Raw genomic sequence first — 16,741 nt, 5'->3', positions numbered from 1 at the left:
TCGGAGCGAGCCTGCTCGCGAAGAAGCTGCAGTCAGTTCACCGAAATGGCGCAGTCGAAGGTCTCAACAGGCAGCACTTCCGGAGCCCACGGTTGTTGCGAGGTCAGGCGCAAACGCCCGGTGCCTGCTGCGAAGGCCTGGAAGCGCCAGGTCGAAACCCCCGCTGCGCCAACCACGCCGGCATCTTCCGGATTGCTGTAAACCTCGGGGCTGAGGGCGCGCAACACGCCGCCAGCTGAATCCTGAATCGCCCAGCGGTAGCCGGTGGTCGGGTTGCTTGGCAGGCTGATGATCAGGTTTTGCCCGACGTTGAGCCGCACGGGACATTCGCTTTGTTTTTCCACAGTCACGTTGTGTTTCGGTTGCGTGGCGCAGGCCGCCAGCAAGGAAAGGGCGAGGGGGAGAAACAGGCGAATGGGGGACATGAGGTCAGCAGCTCCGGCGGTTACGACGAACGGCGAGCATAACTGAAGATGGGACAAAGTGTGACGGTCAGGGAGTTCCGTGTTGGCAGCACTGAAGCCATCGCTGGCAAGCCAGCACCCACAGGTTTCTCGGTTGACCACAAGATTTGTGGGCACATTGAACATTGTGGGAGCTGGCTTGCCAGCGATAGCGGTACATCAGGCACTAGATGATTGTCAGAAGAGCACCTTCGCCACGTCCGCAAACCGCTTGGCAAAGTGCACGGTAATCCCTTCCTTCAGATAATCCGGCAGTTCCTCAAAGTTACCCCGGTTCGGTTCCGGCAGAATCAATTCGAAAATCTTCTGCCGGCGCGCTGCGATTACCTTCTCGCGCACGCCGCCGATCGGCAATACATGCCCGGTCAGGGTCAGTTCGCCGGTCATCGCCACGCCTTTTTTCGGCGGTTGATTGCGTGCAAGCGAGAGCAGGGCGCTGGCCATGGTCACGCCGGCGCTCGGGCCGTCCTTCGGTGTTGCGCCTTCCGGTACGTGCAGGTGGACGAAGGCTTCGTCGAAGAACTTCGCATCACCACCAAATTGCTTGAGGTGCGAACTGACGTAGCTGTAGGCGATCTCCGCCGACTCTTTCATCACATCGCCCAGTTGCCCGGTGAGCTTGAAGCCCCGGTTAAGCGTATGAATCCGCGTGGCTTCGATCGGCAATGTCGCGCCGCCCATGCTGGTCCAGGCCAGACCGGTAATCACGCCGGTGCCAGACAGCACTTGTTCGTTGCGGAACACCGGATGGCCCAGCGAGGCTTCGAGGTCTTTCGGCCCGAGTTTGATCACCGCTTTCGGATCGTCGATCAGCTTCATCACCGCTTTGCGCACCAGTTTGCCCATCTGCTTTTCCAGCTGCCGCACGCCGGCTTCGCGGGCATAGCCATCGATCAGTGCTTTGAGCACGCTGTCGCTGATGCTCAGGCTGCCTTTCGATACGCCGGCCTTTTCCAGCAGTTTCGGCCACAGGTGACGCTTGGCGATGGCGACTTTTTCTTCGGTGATGTAGCCGGACAGGCGAATCACTTCCATCCGGTCCAGCAGTGGGCCGGGAATTGAATCCAGGGTATTGGCGGTGCAGACGAACAGGACTTTCGACAAGTCCATGCGCAGGTCGAGGTAGTGGTCGAGAAATTCGACGTTCTGCTCCGGGTCGAGAGTTTCCAGCAGCGCCGAGGCCGGGTCGCCCTGGTAGCTCTGGCCCATCTTGTCGATTTCGTCGAGCATGATCACCGGGTTCATCACTTCGACGTCTTTCAACGCCTGCACCAGTTTGCCCGGTTGGGCGCCGATGTAGGTGCGGCGGTGGCCCTTGATTTCGGCTTCATCGCGCATGCCGCCGACGCTGAAGCGATAGAACGGCCGCCCGAGGGATTCGGCGATGGATTTGCCGACGCTGGTTTTACCCACGCCCGGTGGGCCGACCAGCAGCACGATCGAGCCGCTGATCTCGCCTTTGTACGCACCGACGGCGAGGAATTCGAGGATGCGATCCTTGATGTCGTCCAGACCCGCATGGTGCTTGTCGAGGATTTTGCGTGCGTGCTTGAGGTCGAGTTTGTCCTCGCCGTACACGCCCCACGGCACCGATGTTGCCCAGTCCAGATAATTGCGCGTGACGGCGTATTCCGGCGAGCCGGTTTCGAGGATCGACAGTTTGTGGGTTTCTTCCTCGAGGCGTTTCTGCACCTGGGCCGGCAGGGTTTTGCCTTCGAGGCGCTGCTGGAACTGTTCGAGGTCGGCGCTGCGGTCGTCCTTGGTCAGGCCGAGTTCCTGCTGGATGACCTTGAGTTGCTCCTTGAGGAAGAACTCACGCTGATGCTCGCCGATCTTGCGGTTGACTTCGGCGGAAATTTCTTTCTGCAGGCGCGCGACTTCGACTTCCTTGCGCAGCATCGGCAGGACTTTTTCCATGCGCTTGAGCATCGGCACGCAGTCGAGCACTTCTTGCAGCTCGGGGCCGGTGGCGGAGGTCAGCGCGGCGGCGAAGTCGGTCAGCGGCGACGGGTCGTTGGGGCTGAAGCGGTTGAGGTAGTTCTTCAGCTCTTCGCTGTACAGCGGGTTGAGCGGCAACAATTCCTTGATCGCATTGATCAGCGCCATGCCGTAGGCCTTGACCTCGTCGGTCGGCTCGGTCGGCTGGTGCGGATATTCGACTTCGACCAGGTAAGGCGGGCGATGGTGCTTGAGCCAGGTCTTGATGCGCACGCGGCTCAGGCCCTGGGCGACGAATTGCAGTTTGCCGTTTTCGCGGCTGGCGTGGTGCACCTTGACCAGCGTGCCGTATTCGGGGAGGGCGCCGGTGTCGAAGTGGCGCGGGTCTTCCTGGGGCGTGTCCATGAAGAACAGGGCCAGGGAGTGGTGTTCGGATTTGCTGACCAGTTCGAGGGTTTCGGCCCACGGTTCTTCGTTGACAATGACCGGCAGGACCTGGGCCGGGAAGAACGGACGGTTGTGGATCGGAATGATGTAGACCTTGTCCGGCAGGTTTTGCCCGGGCAGCGCCAGGCCGGTGCCGGAGGAGGTGTGTTCGATGTGGTCGGTTTCGTAATCGTCGTGGTTGTCCGGGCGATCTTGCTGGTCGGTCATGGGGCACCTGCGCAATGGGGTATGGGGTGTTAGATGGGGCAGGGGTGGGGTGGTTTCAATGGGGCGGGTGTGTTTCTGCGTGTGTGTTCAGGTTTGCAAAGTTTTTGACCTTGTTAACCTTGGCGGCCGTTGGGCCGGTGGCAAGATCCTTCAGGTCGGCACGGATGCCTAGTGGAATCTAACAATGTCTGTGCATAACTAGCGAAAAACGCGAGTGTTGGTTAGCTTTAACTATTAAATGGAGTTTTGATGGATTCCGTTCGGCTTATTTCGAACTGGCCTTGAGTCCCTGTAATTTCTGACAGTAGACAACTGACTCAATCGGCCGAAGATTGCGGTTCAATCTCGAACGACAGAGAGGTGTTCGAGAATTTACCAACGTCAAGGAATCGAACCATGAGTCATACCGATACGAAATACAGGGATTTCATCATTCGCGAATATTCTTCCGACACGCCGGGTTTGCGTTTCCAGGTGATCTACAGCGAAACGGAAAAAAGTTTGTTGCTGGAAACCCGCAAGCATGCCGAGCAACTGATCATCGATCGATTGCAACGGATGGCAAATGGAGGAAAAGCCTTTTGATTCTGTCGGGTCACGCTGACGACAAGCGTTCGAAGGTTGCGATCTTTTGATTTTTTCTTGAAAGCACCGAATTGCCCAAGGCGAAGTGGACAGACTTCATTGATGCCATACACCTTGGTGCGAATGGAGCATGTTGGGCACGCCTCCATGCAAAAAGGCGCCACCCCTCACAGGGTGGCGCCTTCTTTTTTTACCGCCGCTACCGCTTATTCCGGCAGTTTGTACGCAATGATGTAGTCACCCATCTTGGTGCCCAGCGAGCCGTGACCGCCAACAACGAGCAGCACGTATTGCTTGCCGTCCTTGCCGGTGTAGGTCATCGGAGTCGCTTGGCCGCCTGCTGGCAGGCGCGATTTCCACAGTTCTTTACCGGTATTCACGTCATAGGCGCGCAGGTACTGGTCGAGGGTGCCGCTGAGGAAGCCGACGCCGCTGGCAGTGACCATCGAACCGCCCATGCTCGGTACGCCGAGGGTGAAGCCGATCGGGATTGGCGAGCTGTCGCGGCTGGTGCCGTTCTTGCGTTTCCACACGACTTTGCCGGTGGTCAGGTCGATACCGGCGACGTAGCCCCAAGCCGGGGCCTGGCACGGTACGCCCAGTGGCGACATGAACGGGTGCATGATCACCGCGTATGGCGCGCCAGTGTTTGGCTGCACGCCCGAGGTTTCGCTCTCGCGCTTGCTGCCGGCTTCGACTTGCTCGCGTGGCACCATTTTCGAGACGAAGGCCATGTAGTTCGGGCTGGTGAACAGCAGTTGGCGAACCGGGTCGACCGAGACGCCGCCCCAGTTGAACACGCCGACGTTACCCGGATAGATCAGGCTGCCCTGTTCCGATGGCGGGGTGTACTGACCTTCGTAACGCAGTTCCTTGAACTGGATGCGGCACAGCATCTGGTCGAACGGGCTGGCGCCCCACATGGCTTTTTCGGTCAGTTCCGGGGCCAGCAGGTTGAGGTCCGAACGGGCCTGGGTCGGTGCGGTGTGGTCGCCTTTCACGGCGCCCTGCGGAACCGGGATTTCCTTGATCGGAATGATCGGCGTGCCGTCACGACGGTCGAGGACGTACAGGCTGCCCTGTTTGGTCGGGGCGATCAGCGCAGGTTTCACGCCGTCGGCGGTTTTCATGTCGAGCAGGGTTGGCTGGCTGCCCACGTCCATGTCCCACAGGTCGTGGTGGGTGAACTGGTAGTTCCAGCGCACTTTACCGGTAGCCAGGTCCAACGCGACGAGGCCGGCGCTGAATTTCTCGGCGCCGGGGGTGCGATTGCCGCCCCATTGGTCAGGGGTCTGGTTGCCCAGTGGCAGGTAGACCATGCCGAGTTTTTCATCGACGCTGGCCAGCGACCACATGTTCGCCGAGTTGCGGCTGTAGGTTTCGCCCGGGGCCAATGGCTCGGTGGCGTCCGGCTTGTCGCTGTCCCAGTTCCATACCAGGTGCCCATCGCGCACGTCGAAGGCGCGGATCACGCCCGATGGCTCGTTGGTCGACTCGTTGTCGGTGACGTGACCGCCCATGATCACCAGATCACGGGTAATCGCTGCTGGCGAGGTGGAGTAGTAGCCGCCGGCGGTGAACGGGCCGATGCCTTGGGTCAGGTCGACCACGCCGTTGGTGCCGAAGCCTTCGCAGATCTTGCCGGTGTCGGCGTTCAGTGCGATCAGGCGGGCATCGGCGGTTGGCAGGTACAGGCGACGCGGGCAGGCCTGAGCAACGGCCTGGCCGGCTTCGGAGATAACAGCGGAACCGGCGTTTTCAGACTTGGCATAGGCGGCTTCGTCGTAGTACGACACGCCACGGCAGGTCATGTGGGCGAAGCCCTTGAAGCCGACCGGGCTCTTGATCTGTGGATCGAAGCGCCAGATTTCCTTGCCGGTGTCCGGGTCCAGTGCCAGCACTTTGCTGTGCGCGGTGCAGGCGTAGACCATGCCGTTGGCTTTGAGCGGGGTGTTTTCGTTGGTCAGCTCGACCGGGTCATCCGCAGTTGGCAGGTCGCCGGTCTGGATGCGCCAGGCTTCTTGCAGCTTGCCGACGTTTTCCGGGGTGATCTGCTTGAGCGGCGAGTAGCGGTCACCGAACTCGGTGCGACCGTACGCTTGCCAGTCGCCATCCGGCATGGCCGGTGCGGTGCTGGTCATGTCGGCGGTGTCGCGGCCCAGTTCACCGAAGGTTTCGCCCGGGTGGGTGAAGAGGCTGGCCAGAGCGGTAACGCCGGCCAGGATCACAGCGACGGTCAGGCCGCCAGTGCCGATTTTCGCCGGGCCGTTGAGCAGCAGCGGACGACGGAACCACGGCAGCAGCATCACGAAACCGAGGACAAACCACAGCGCCAGACGCGGCACCAGTTGCCACCAGTCCAGACCGACTTCCCACAATGCCCAGACAGTGCTGGCAAACAGCACGATGGCGTACAGGCCCAGTGCCGCGCGGCGGCGCATCAGCAGCAGAATGCCGCTCAGCGCGATGCCGATACCGGCCAGCAGATAGTAAAGCGAGCCGCCGAGCATGCTCAGCTTGACTCCCCCGGCCAGCATGGCCAGGCCCATCAGTAGAAGCAGGATGCCGAGCAGGCCCGGTAGCAGACGGCCCCGACTCGAAGCACTTTCGGTGCTCATAGTGTGATTCTCCGTGACGTTTATGTAGTCCCGCGCTGTAGTCACTTTAGATGACGATCTGGCGCAGGCATGGTTCAGATAAAAACTTGTTCGGCTAACGAAATGCATTCCTGTGGGAGCGAGCCTGCTCGCGAAAGCGGTGTATCAGGCAACACTGCAGCGACTGACATGCCGCCTTCGCGAGCAGGCTCGCTCCCACAGGGGTTAGCTGTGATCTTTAGAACGACGACTGGATCTTGATCCCGCCGATCAGGGCGTCGTCGACGTCGTTCACGCCACCTGGGTGGCGGATGTATTGCAGGTTCGGGCGCACGGTCAGCCAGTTGGTCACGTGCACGCCGTAATACAGCTCGGCGCTGTATTCGGTGTCCTGCGGTGGCAGGAACGCCGGATTGTCGTAGTCGTAGACGGCGTTGGCGCGGTTGCTCGCCTCGGCGTTCTTGCGATAGGCCGGGTTGACGTGCACACGAGCGAGGGCAAAACCGATGTCGTCCTTGGCGCGGGCGTCGAACGGGCCTTTGTAGGTCAGGCCGGCCTGCACGTAGTTGTCGATGGCATTGGTTTTCTTGTCATGCATCGTCGCGTTGGCGAACAGGCTCAAGCCGCGCGAGTGGTCGCTGGCGATGCTGGTGACCTGCTGCTGAATGCCCAGCCATACGCCGTGCTTGCTCGAGGCACTGCGATAGGCTTCGCCGCTCAGCGCTGCCGGTTGGTCATTGCGGTCTTTATAGACGTCAGAGGCCTTGGCATTGCTGTAGTAATAACCGGCGCGGTATTCGCCCGGCAGGCCGTTGAGCTTCGGCGTCCACACCAGTTCGACCGGCAGGATCGCGCCCTGGGTGCCGCTGCCGCTGAGTTTGAAACCGTTGCCGCGATCGAGGTTCGACGGGTTCTGCTCGTAGGCGCCGACCTGCGCATACAGCTCGGGCGTCAGGTGATATTTGACCCGCAGCGCCCATTGGCTGACCGGCCAGTTGTACCAGATGCCGCCGACCCAGTTGCCGACCTGCGAGCCGCAGAAGGCCAGGTTCTGGAAGTCGCAAGGGAAGCTGTTGAAGTCTTCGCCTTCGCCGAAACGGCCGACCTTGATATCGAGCTTCTGATCGAAGAATTTCTGCTGATACCACATCTGCGTCAGGCGAGTGGTCTGGCCACGACCCCAGACTTCCTGGGCGGAAGTGAAGCCGCCAACGCGCGGGTCGTTGATGCGGTCGTTGCTGATGTTGTTGCCGCTGCGCTTGGTGATGGTCAGCTGAAATTCAGCGTCGTTCCAACCGAGGATCTTCTGCAGATCCAGATGCGTGCCGAGGCCGAACTGGTCGCTGTAGCGCGCAGTGCGGCCGTGGTCATAGCCGCCATGCAGGTTGCTGCCCATTTCGCCGGTGTAATCGAGTTTGAAGTCGTAGCCTTTTTCCGCAAGTTCCGTGCGCGTGCCGTTCCAGTCACCGAGCATGTACGGTGATTCACTGTCGAAGGCCGGCGCCGCGTGGGCGCAAGTGGCAAGGCCGAGGGCGGTGCAGCCGCCAAGGGTGCGCAGGGCAGAGATAGCGCTGTCTCGGGAGAAGGAAAAGTCAGGCATGAAGAAGTCTTTTTTTGATGTTTTCAGGTGCAGGCCGAGCGCTTCAGATTGTCGCAGGCAGTGAAGCGTTTCAGCGGAAGGGCGGCAGGATAATGATCTGTAACAAATTGAGAAAGCGCTTTTGCAGACATGCAGCGTTTCGGATTCGGTAACAGTGCGGCAAACGGGCGCATTGTGAGTCGGGCCACAGCCTGCGATCTTCCCGGGTTGGCCTACATTTGCAGGAAGGCCTTCCACCTGCTCTGCCCCTCGGCTAAGGTGCGCGGCTTCTGCATATCACTTCGCCCAAAGGCCCGGCATGAACGAACAATCCCCCGATCCGCTGCACGGCGTGACCCTCGAACAGATCCTCAATGCACTGGTGACTCACTACGAGTGGTCGGGGCTGGCCGAGCGTATCGACATCCGTTGCTTCAAGAGCGATCCGAGCATCAAGTCGAGCCTGACCTTCCTGCGTAAAACCCCGTGGGCGCGGGAAAAGGTCGAGCGCCTGTACGTTAAGCTGATGCGCACCAAGCGACCGCTCTGAGATGGACAGCGCGAGGCGCCGACGCCTGATCACCGGCCTGGCCGTGTTGGGCTGGGCCGGATTGACGATTCAGCTGTACCTCATCTTCTTCGCACGATTGAGCATCGGCGCCAGCCTGCTGGGCGGGCTGGTGAGTTTTTTCAGCTACTTCACCATATTGACCAACACACTGGTGGCGGCGGTGTTGACCTGCGCGGTCACCGAGCGCGAATCCGCCGCACGGCGCTGGTTTCTGCAACCGTGGGTCAGCAGTGGAATCGCGGTGAGTATCGCCGTCGTCGGTCTGGCCTACAGCATCCTGTTGCGACACTTGTGGCACCCCGAAGGCTGGCAGTTTGTTGCCGATGAGTTGCTCCACGACGTCATGCCATTGCTGTTTCTCGGCTATTGGTGGCGCTGCGTCCCCAAAGGCACGTTGCGCCTGTGGCATCTGCCGCTGTGGCTGATCTATCCGCTGGTGTACTTCATCTATGCCTTGCTGCGCGGGCATCTGCTCGGCGCCTATGCGTACCCGTTCATTGATGTAGCGGTGTTGGGTTATCCACAGGTGCTGGCGAATGCCGGGGGGATATTGGTGGGGTTTGTGTTGGTGGGGTTGCTGATTATCGGCCTCGACCGCAAATTGTCCGCACGAAGTTGAGATCCAGTGTGGGAGCGAGCCTGCTCGCGAATGCGGTGCGTCAGCCAGCAAATCTTTCGACTGTGCCGATGCCTTCGCGAGCAGGCTCGCTCCCACAAGGGTGATATGGGTCAGGAAGAGATCACTCTTCCTCAGAGCCCTCGGCGCGCCAGTAGCCGACCGCCTTGATGAACTGTTCATCGAGCCCATGCTCATCGATCAGTACCCGGCGGATCTGCCGTGAGACCTTGGTTTCGGTCGCCACCCATGCGTACAGATTGCCCTTGGGCACCTGCAATTGCTTGACGGTAGCCAGCAGGTTGTCCTTGCCGCCTTCGCGCAGGACCCAGATCACATTGAACGGCGCTGCGCTTTCCAGCACTTGCTGCTCAGCGCCGTTTTCCACTTCGATCACCACCAGCGCCTTGCGATTCGCCGCGAGGTGTTCGAGGCGGCGGGCGATGGCGGGGAGGGCGGTTTCGTCGCCGATCAGCAGATAGCTGTCAAAGATGTCCGGCACGATCATCGACCCGCGTGGCCCGCCGATGTGCAGGAACTGCCCCGGTTGTGCCTGCTCGGCCCAGGTCGAGGCAGGGCCGTCGCCGTGCAGGACGAAATCGATGTCCAGCTCCATTTTTTCCAGATCGTAACGACGCGGCGTGTAGTCGCGCATCTCGGGCATCGGCCCGTTGTCCTTGCCGGCGCCCAGTTGCATCGTCTCCAGCGCCGCCGCTTGTTCGGCGTTCTGCGGGAACAGCAGTTTGACGTGATCGTCCGTGCCCAGGCTGATGAACCCGGCCAGTTCCGGCCCGCCGAGGGTGATGCGGCGCATGCGTGGGGTCAGGTCGGTGACGCGCAGCACTTCAAGCTTGCGCCGTTTGATTTCGTGCATCACGCGGTGAATGGTTTGAGTATCGACTGCAGTCATTCGGCTTTCTCCGGGGCAGGTTGAACGGCAGGGCCGTCGACGATGGCTTTGGCGGTGTCGTTGAGCAGGTCGCGCACGCGCAGGATTTCCTCGGCGCTCCAGCGCCCGTGGTGCAGCTGCAAGGCATGGCGCAGGTTGTGCACCGCTTCGTGGATTTCCGGCGGACGATCATGGCCGCGCAGCGAGCGCTTGCTGACGTCAATGCGCATGCGTACGCCGTCGAGCGCCACCGCTTGTTCACTTAAAGACAAACGACCAGCGTCGGTGACGCTGTAACGCTTTTTGCCGGCCTCGGCATCACCGGCAATCAAATCGCTCTCTTCCAGAAAGGTCAGGGTCGGGTAGATCACCCCGGGGCTCGGGCTGTAAGCGCCATCGAACATGCCTTCGATCTGGCGGATCAGGTCGTAGCCGTGGCAGGGCTGCTCGGCGATCAGCGCCAGCAACAGCAATTTCAAGTCGCCGGGGGCAAAAACTCGCGGGCCGCGACCGCCGCGTTCGCGACCGGGGCGTTTCTCGAAGCCGTCGCGGCCATCGCCGTGCTCGCGATGGGGGGAATGATGGTCTCTCATTTCGCTTCTCTCTCGTCGTATTTAGATACAACTTAAGATATATCTTAAGCGTTACGCAAGACGTTTTTGGCCTTGTCCTGAGCTTGACGGACGAGCGGTCAAAGCGAAAAAGAGCCGGAAAAAGTTTTTTGATCAATAAATCAAAGCGGTGACCGTAAAGTTAAAGTTATCGCTCTAGTTGTACTTGAGTATATGTTCTAATTCCTCGCAAGTTGCCGCGTTAAAGCGGCCAAGTTGCTGTATGGTTTTTTGCCTGTAACTGTGTGTAGGGCGCAACTTACAGCGAATGTTGCAAGTATCTGTTTTTTGTTCTTTTTTCTGGCGGGGTGTGAGGTTGTTTAACTACGAGTTTGTCGGAAGTTGCCTGCTTACATTCCAGAGGCAACAGCCGATGATGCCCGCCATTGAAAGTTCAAGTTGCTCTGGCGGTCGATGAGCAAATGGTTTGTGAACTTTCAATGACACCCCCTATATAAAGCAAACAGGTACTGAACGATGTTCAAGAAAATCGCAATCGCTGCTCCACTGGCTCTTCTGGCAATGTCCTCCACTGCCTTCGCTGCGGGCGAAGCGTCGCACTCCATCAGCCTGATCGCTCATGTGCCAACCAACGGTTTCTATGTGGTGCCGACTGATCCGGATCTGGTCAACAAAGACCAGGACATGAGCTATCAGCCGACCACCGGCAAGATGGCCGACGTCAACGGTTTCTTCGATGTGCGCAATAACAACGGTTCGGTTCACGCCAGCCTGGAAAGCCTGCCGAAACTGGTTGCCGGCAATACCTCGATCGACCTGCAGGTCATGCTCAACAACAAGGAACTGACCCTGACCCCGCAAATGGTCGTCGGTGAATCCGAGTCGGATGTGAACTACCGCGCCCCGCTGAAAATCTCCGCCAAAGGCAGCAACTTCCAGCCGGGTGACTACACCGGTTCCGTGGCGATGATCTTCGACGCCGTGCCACCGGTTGGCGGCAACTGATCGACTGATCAGGTCCAAAACGCTCGCTTTTCAGCAGTGGCGTCAACCGACGGGGCAGGCAGTGATGTTTGCCCCGACGGACTTTCATTGTCAGTCAATCAGAGTACGAGTTCATGTTCCCGATGACACCCATCGCGGCTGCGCTTGCGCTGTTGTTTTGTGCCAGCGCAGCCGTCGCATCCAACACCGCCGGTACGACGCCACGCAGTTTGCTGGCGCAGGCCAAAGGCTTGCCAGCGGATTTCGAGGAGCATTTCTTTGATGTGCCTCTGGCGGTGCGGGTCGAAGTCGACCAACAGCCGTTGGGTGAGGCCATGGTGGTGTTGTCCCGCGATGATCGCATCACCCTTCTCGAATTCACCGACACCAGCGAAAACCGCTTCGGCCCCGCTGAACGGGAAAAATGGGCAAGCTACCTCAAACCCGGCGTGCCATTAGGTGCGTGCAGCGGTTCCTGCCCCGACCAGTTTCTCGCGGTGCATTACAACCTGGAAAGTTCGCTGGTATCGATCGTCACCGAAAACGCCGAACGCGACCTTCAAGCCAAGCGTTATTACGAGCAACCGAGCGGTGGTAGCAGCGGCCTGATGGTGCGCAACCAGCTCAACCTGAACGGTGGCCAGGATCAGGACCTCGGCGGACGCTTCGGCCTGGAAGCCAGTTCAAGCCTGGGCAACTGGAGCCAGACGCTGAATCTGCAATTGGCCCGGCTCGGCGGCCCCGACGACAAGCTCTACCACGCCGTGCACGAGCTGCACACCCAGCGCGAACTGCAAGGCAGTTTCTTGCGCCTGGGTTATTTCACCCCCAATTCCGAAGGGCTGACGCGCCAGCCGCGCACGTTTGGCACCAGCCCCGATACGGCGGTCGGCCTCATGTACGGCAGCTCCGACAGCCTCGCGATCAACAGCCCGATGCCCAGCGTTTACCCGATCTACGTGACAGCCAACCGGCAGGGTTCGGTGGAGATCTGGCGCGACGGTCTGTTGATCAATACTCAATCGGTGCCGGCCGGTTTGCAGACCCTCGACACCCGGCCGCTGCCCGGTGGTATTTATGAAGTGGAAGTGCGCCTGATCGAAGACGGCCAGATCACCTCCACCACCCAGGAGTTGGTGTACAAGCCCAGCAACTGGCGCAACCTGGACGAACGCTGGCGCTACAACGTGTTTGCCGGTGAAGAAAGCAAACTGCTGAGCAACTGGGACACGCAATCGAGCGGCAGTCCCACCGCCGGTGCTGCGCTGAACTACCTGCTGCACCCACGGGTGATTGTCGGCGCTTCGGCGCGGCAGATCCGCGAAAAACTGCAATACGGTACTTCCATCGACTGGACCCTGGCCAACCACGTCAGCCTGTATGCCAATGTCTACAAGACCGAGGATTACGGCACCGGTCTGGACCTGCAAAGCCTCTACAACTATGGCGCGGGCAGTCTGGTGATCAGCCACAACCGCAGCTGGCTCGACACCACCAACACCTACGACACGCTGCCGGACGGCACGCGCGTTCGTCCACGTAACGTGTTTGTCGGCCAGACCAGCAATTCGTCGCTGGCGCTCAACCATCGGCTGAGCAGCAAGAGTTCGGTCAATGCCCGGGTCTCGCATAGCGAAGGCAATGTCGAAGGCGTGGGCGTGGATCTGGGCTGGACCCAGCGCGCCGTATTGCTGGGCAGTGATGCCAGTTGGCGCCTGTCGGTCTTTGATCGGCCGGGCAGTTTCAGCAGTGGCGATGCGCGCAATCGCGGCGTCGATCTGAGCATCAACCTGGCGTTGGGCGCTCCCGGTCAGCAGCTCACCGGCAGCATCGGTTCACGCACGGCCCGCGACGGCAAACGCGACAACAATGCTTCGCTCGGCTGGCGCAAGGATTTCAAGGATCACGTGCTGCAAAGCGTCTCGGTGACGGCGCTTACCGACACTTACGGCCTGGGCATGTCGAGCCTGACCAATTTCCGCACCGACGCGGTAAACGGCGACGCCTTCGTCCAGCGCTCTTCCTACAACGGCAACTTCACTGGCGGGCTCAACCTCGACAGCACACTGGTGGTCGGCGGCGAAAAGATGCTCCTGACCAGCCAGAGCGACGTGCGCGGTGCGGGAATGATCGTCGACGTCGAGTCGGATATCGACGACATCGTCCTGCGCGCCGACGACTACAGCGGCGGCGGTGCCGCGCTGAAGCCGGGGCGCAATTTCATTCCGATCACCGCTTATCAGAACAGCTCGGTGAGCTTCGACTTCGAAGGCAACACCGTACCGGCCGCCACCATCGAACCGGCGCGAACCCGCTATCACCTGAACAAGGGCGGCATCGAGTATCGCAAGGTTCGCGTGATGAAAACCCTCACCGTGCTCGGTCGCCTGGTCGATGCAAGCGGGCGGCCGCTCAAGGGCCACCACGTGATCAACCACGCCAGCCGTGGCGTGACCGAAGTCGACGGTTTCTTCTCGATGGAAATGAACGCCGGTTCACCCACCCTGGAAGTGCGCCAGGGCAACCAGTTGTTGTGCCAGTTCCGCTTGAACGAGGCCGACCACCGCAGCGAAAACGACGTGTTGATGATCGGCGATCTGCGTTGCACCCCAGACACCCTCGCCGACGTCACTACCACCGAAATGAAGGCAGGCTGAGCATATGAAAATCTTCCAGGCAGGCTGCGCGCTGACGCTGGCGTTGGCCATGTCCACCGCCCATGGGTTCAATCAGGAAATCCGTGCGACGTTTCAGCCTGACCCGACGCAGCCAGGCAAGAATCTGTTCGTGAACAAAACCCCCAACACCGGCTACTGCGCAAGCTACCCGGCGCAATGCGCCGACCACAACATTTTCAGCATCGAGATGCCTGTACGGTTCGACTCCACACGCTTCATCTCACGTGGTGAACCGATGCTGGTGAAAGCCCCGGCCGACTGGCGACAATTGACAGTTACCAATATGCAAACGCAGGAAACCGAAACCGTCGAAGTGCGCATCATCGGTATCGGCTCCACGTACATTCTGGGCGATACCGCGACCAACATCACCGGCGTGTCAGACGACGCTCAAGCGCATGACAAATTATGGGACTCCAGCGGTTGGGTGTATGTGCCGGAACCCTGCCGTTACAGCGGTGTGGCGTCCTATGGTCCTGACAGTTATCGCTTCTTCTGGAAGACCCCGGTACAAGCTGGCTGCTCCAAAAACGCCGCTTACCGTCTCCCGTCAATAGCTTTCGACAAGATGGATTTTGCTTATGAATTAAGGACTCCCAATCCGTTGGGCATGTCTACCGGGCAATATACCGGCTCGGTTACTTACACCTTGGGAGGCGGCCGCGATTTTGTTCTGGGCGGCCTCTTGCTGCAGCCCGACGACCCCACGCTGACCCTGGATTTCGTCCTCGACGTGCAACACACCCTCAAGGTCGACCTGCCCCCCGGCGGCACTCGGGTCACGCTTGAGCCCGTAGGTGGCTGGGAGCCATGGATCAACAGCGGCCGCAAACCCACGCGGATATTTGCCGACCAGGTCTTCTACATTTCGGCCTCGTCGCGTTTCAAGGTCATGATGTTGTGCAATTCCTACGGCGGAAACGTCTGCAACCTGGGTAGCCCGAAGGGCGATACGGCCCCGGTTCAGGTCTCGATGAGTTTGCCGTCGGGCATCAGCGGCCCCGGCGGCGGTCCGGTTAACCGGATTTCCCTGAATTTCAATCGCTGGTCAGCGCCGTTTCAGCCTGGAGTGTATGTCGAGCGCAAGCCTGGCTATCTGCATTTTGATATGGCATCGAAAGACATCGACTTCCTGCTCAGGCCGGGCAAGAACGACCGTTTGCGCGGCAACGTCACCATTATCTGGGATTCGGAAGTATGAGCGTCCTGGTCCGCTTTCACTCAACGTTCATGGAGTTCAACACGATGAACCGTGGTCTTTTGCTGGGCCTGCTCAGCGTTTTTTGCCTGACGGCGCAGGCCGGGCCGCAGATCAATGTCGGCACCGTTTACGACTATCTGGAAGCCGACAAGAGCACCTATCTCAAACGGGTTTTCAACAGCGGCGACGCCACCGCATTCGTCAAGATCAATGTGCTCGAAATCGTTTACGACGACGCCGGCACGCCCAAGGAAATTGCTGTCGAGAACGCCGCCGATGGCGCCTCGCGCAACGGCCTGATGGCCAGCCCGGCGCGGCTGATCGTCCCGGCGCAAGGCATGCAGGGCACACGCTTGCTGTACATGGGCGAACGGGATCGAGAACGCTATTTCCGCGTGCGCTTCGTGCCCGTGGTGCCGGAAAAGGAAGACGATTTTGTCGTCACCGGTGAAGAGCGGGAGGATTACAAAAAGTCGTTGTCGGCCGGCGTCAACGTCATGACCGGGTTTGGCACGATCTTCTTTGTCCGCCCCAGGGAAGCGCGTTACGCCACGGCGATCAACGAAACCGAGAGTCGCTACGAACTGCGCAACAACGGCAATACCGTGGTGATCGTCGATGAGTTCAAGAGCTGTTCGCTGAGCAAGGAAAGCGATTGCGGGGCGACCACCAAACACCATGTGCTGGCGGGCAAGTCCTTTGCCTTCAACAAGGAAAAGGGCCGTGAGTACCGCTTCTTTCTGATCGAAGGCAGCGACAAGAAAACCATGAAAGTCGCCAGCCGCTAGGCCGGTTTTCCATTCACGCATCAGGTAGCCAACATGATCAAGCAATGCACCGCCGCCCTGCTGGCGGTCGCCGCCGCGTTGACCGCGGCAGTGACGTGGGCCGCCCGGGAGGAGCACACCTTCGAAGTGTCGCTGACCATTCCCAGTCGGCCCTTCTACATCATTCCGGCACAACCGGACTGGATTCACCGTCCGCAGGTGCTGGCCTGGCAACACGCCACGGACAGCCTGGGCAATCTGGAAAAATCTTTCGACATGCGGCATGACAGCAGCGCCATCGAGGCGCGTCTGGCCACCGAGCCATTCCTTGATACCGGCACAACGGGTGAAGTGATTGAGCTGCGGGTGACGTTCAATGACGTCGTGCTGAGTTCGATCATTCCGCAACAAGTGCTTTCGGAAGAAGAGGCGGCTGTCGGTAAACGTGTGCTGCTGAAAATCGAACCCATCAAACCGCCGGGTGGCTACCGCCCCGGTCATTACAGCGGCAACGTCGTGCTGTTGTTCAGCGCCAGCGCGCCAAACGGCAATGACGCTGATGCCTGAATGTCTTACGCGGTGGGTATCGCAAGCACGACCAGGGTCCGTCGGCAGATTCGGCCAGCCTGAAACGCTCGCCGAATGC

At 59.9% G+C, this 16,741-nt stretch carries 14 protein-coding genes; 8 read left to right on the top strand and 6 right to left on the bottom strand.

Annotated elements, in window-relative coordinates; translation table 11 throughout:
* Positions 1-32: 32 nt before the first annotated feature.
* Together J2Y39_RS13660 and lon are read right to left on the bottom strand one after the other, a co-directional pair.
* On the bottom strand, positions 33-425 hold the full coding sequence (locus tag J2Y39_RS13660; RefSeq protein ID WP_056790115.1) for a protease inhibitor I42 family protein: 393 nt from the start codon (positions 423-425) through the stop codon (positions 33-35).
* A 216-nt stretch (positions 426-641) separates the two neighbouring features.
* On the bottom strand, positions 642-3,056 hold the full coding sequence (lon, locus tag J2Y39_RS13655; protein ID WP_310218192.1) for an endopeptidase La: 2,415 nt from the start codon (positions 3,054-3,056) through the stop codon (positions 642-644).
* A 396-nt stretch (positions 3,057-3,452) separates the two neighbouring features.
* Here lon and J2Y39_RS13650 point away from each other — a divergent pair, with 396 nt between their 5' ends.
* Complete coding sequence (locus J2Y39_RS13650; RefSeq protein ID WP_150638598.1) at positions 3,453-3,641, top strand: hypothetical protein; 189 nt, start codon at positions 3,453-3,455, stop codon at positions 3,639-3,641.
* A 206-nt stretch (positions 3,642-3,847) separates the two neighbouring features.
* Here J2Y39_RS13650 and J2Y39_RS13645 read toward each other — a convergent pair whose 3' ends face one another.
* Entirely contained in the window at positions 3,848-6,259 is a 2,412-nt protein-coding gene (locus tag J2Y39_RS13645) for a glucose/quinate/shikimate family membrane-bound PQQ-dependent dehydrogenase (RefSeq protein ID WP_310218189.1), read from the bottom strand.
* Positions 6,260-6,476: 217 nt separating this feature from the next.
* On the bottom strand, positions 6,477-7,838 hold the full coding sequence (locus J2Y39_RS13640; protein WP_310218187.1) for a carbohydrate porin: 1,362 nt from the start codon (positions 7,836-7,838) through the stop codon (positions 6,477-6,479).
* 298 nt (positions 7,839-8,136) lie between these two features.
* Between J2Y39_RS13640 and J2Y39_RS13635 the strand changes: the two genes are divergently transcribed.
* Both J2Y39_RS13635 and J2Y39_RS13630 read left to right on the top strand, forming a co-directional pair.
* Positions 8,137-8,367, top strand: a complete 231-nt coding sequence (locus tag J2Y39_RS13635; protein ID WP_016773359.1) for a VF530 family DNA-binding protein — start codon at positions 8,137-8,139, stop codon at positions 8,365-8,367.
* 1 nt (position 8,368) lies between these two features.
* Positions 8,369-9,007 (top strand): Pr6Pr family membrane protein, encoded by a 639-nt coding sequence (locus tag J2Y39_RS13630; RefSeq protein ID WP_310218183.1) that lies wholly within the window; start codon positions 8,369-8,371, stop codon positions 9,005-9,007.
* Positions 9,008-9,128: 121 nt separating this feature from the next.
* Here J2Y39_RS13630 and J2Y39_RS13625 read toward each other — a convergent pair whose 3' ends face one another.
* Together J2Y39_RS13625 and J2Y39_RS13620 are read right to left on the bottom strand one after the other, a co-directional pair.
* Entirely contained in the window at positions 9,129-9,914 is a 786-nt protein-coding gene (locus tag J2Y39_RS13625) for a siderophore-interacting protein (protein WP_056790103.1), read from the bottom strand.
* Positions 9,911-10,486: a PadR family transcriptional regulator gene (locus tag J2Y39_RS13620; RefSeq protein WP_252878837.1), complete on the bottom strand. Its 576-nt coding sequence runs from the start codon at positions 10,484-10,486 to the stop codon at positions 9,911-9,913. The genes J2Y39_RS13625 and J2Y39_RS13620 overlap by 4 nt, the downstream gene beginning before the upstream one ends.
* A gap of 495 nt (positions 10,487-10,981) precedes the next feature.
* On the opposite strand from J2Y39_RS13620, the gene J2Y39_RS13615 reads away from it, so the two are divergent.
* The 5 genes from J2Y39_RS13615 to J2Y39_RS13595 all read left to right on the top strand — a co-directional run bounded on the left by J2Y39_RS13615 (position 10,982) and on the right by J2Y39_RS13595 (position 16,662).
* Entirely contained in the window at positions 10,982-11,470 is a 489-nt protein-coding gene (locus tag J2Y39_RS13615) for a CS1 type fimbrial major subunit (RefSeq protein WP_041479903.1), read from the top strand.
* A 113-nt stretch (positions 11,471-11,583) separates the two neighbouring features.
* Positions 11,584-14,106 carry a TcfC E-set like domain-containing protein gene (locus J2Y39_RS13610; protein ID WP_252882617.1) on the top strand — a complete coding sequence of 841 codons (2,523 nt, stop codon included), beginning with the start codon at positions 11,584-11,586 and terminating at the stop codon, positions 14,104-14,106.
* A gap of 4 nt (positions 14,107-14,110) precedes the next feature.
* On the top strand, positions 14,111-15,328 hold the full coding sequence (locus tag J2Y39_RS13605) for a hypothetical protein (RefSeq protein WP_305381476.1): 1,218 nt from the start codon (positions 14,111-14,113) through the stop codon (positions 15,326-15,328).
* 44 nt (positions 15,329-15,372) lie between these two features.
* A complete protein-coding gene (locus J2Y39_RS13600; protein ID WP_041479900.1) occupies positions 15,373-16,116 on the top strand; it encodes a pilus assembly protein in 744 nt (247 codons plus the stop codon).
* A 33-nt stretch (positions 16,117-16,149) separates the two neighbouring features.
* Positions 16,150-16,662, top strand: a complete 513-nt coding sequence (locus J2Y39_RS13595) for a CS1 type fimbrial major subunit (protein ID WP_310218174.1) — start codon at positions 16,150-16,152, stop codon at positions 16,660-16,662.
* The last annotated feature ends 79 nt before the right edge of the window (positions 16,663-16,741 follow it).

Source organism: Pseudomonas sp. 2957, assembly GCF_031456345.1.
In the GTDB taxonomy this organism is placed as follows: domain Bacteria; phylum Pseudomonadota; class Gammaproteobacteria; order Pseudomonadales; family Pseudomonadaceae; genus Aquipseudomonas; species Aquipseudomonas siliginis.
Note: the sequence above shows the minus strand (reverse complement) of the source record. Positions and strands in the feature narration are given on the sequence as shown.

Coding starts and splice junctions, on each gene's coding strand:
- J2Y39_RS13660 (WP_056790115.1), bottom strand. CDS start 425: ATGTCCCCCATTCGCCTGTTTCTCCCCCTCGCCCTTTCCTTGCTGGCG.
- lon (WP_310218192.1), bottom strand. CDS start 3,056: ATGACCGACCAGCAAGATCGCCCGGACAACCACGACGATTACGAAACC.
- J2Y39_RS13650 (WP_150638598.1), top strand. CDS start 3,453: ATGAGTCATACCGATACGAAATACAGGGATTTCATCATTCGCGAATAT.
- J2Y39_RS13645 (WP_310218189.1), bottom strand. CDS start 6,259: ATGAGCACCGAAAGTGCTTCGAGTCGGGGCCGTCTGCTACCGGGCCTG.
- J2Y39_RS13640 (WP_310218187.1), bottom strand. CDS start 7,838: ATGCCTGACTTTTCCTTCTCCCGAGACAGCGCTATCTCTGCCCTGCGC.
- J2Y39_RS13635 (WP_016773359.1), top strand. CDS start 8,137: ATGAACGAACAATCCCCCGATCCGCTGCACGGCGTGACCCTCGAACAG.
- J2Y39_RS13630 (WP_310218183.1), top strand. CDS start 8,369: ATGGACAGCGCGAGGCGCCGACGCCTGATCACCGGCCTGGCCGTGTTG.
- J2Y39_RS13625 (WP_056790103.1), bottom strand. CDS start 9,914: ATGACTGCAGTCGATACTCAAACCATTCACCGCGTGATGCACGAAATC.
- J2Y39_RS13620 (WP_252878837.1), bottom strand. CDS start 10,486: ATGAGAGACCATCATTCCCCCCATCGCGAGCACGGCGATGGCCGCGAC.
- J2Y39_RS13615 (WP_041479903.1), top strand. CDS start 10,982: ATGTTCAAGAAAATCGCAATCGCTGCTCCACTGGCTCTTCTGGCAATG.
- J2Y39_RS13610 (WP_252882617.1), top strand. CDS start 11,584: ATGTTCCCGATGACACCCATCGCGGCTGCGCTTGCGCTGTTGTTTTGT.
- J2Y39_RS13605 (WP_305381476.1), top strand. CDS start 14,111: ATGAAAATCTTCCAGGCAGGCTGCGCGCTGACGCTGGCGTTGGCCATG.
- J2Y39_RS13600 (WP_041479900.1), top strand. CDS start 15,373: ATGAACCGTGGTCTTTTGCTGGGCCTGCTCAGCGTTTTTTGCCTGACG.
- J2Y39_RS13595 (WP_310218174.1), top strand. CDS start 16,150: ATGATCAAGCAATGCACCGCCGCCCTGCTGGCGGTCGCCGCCGCGTTG.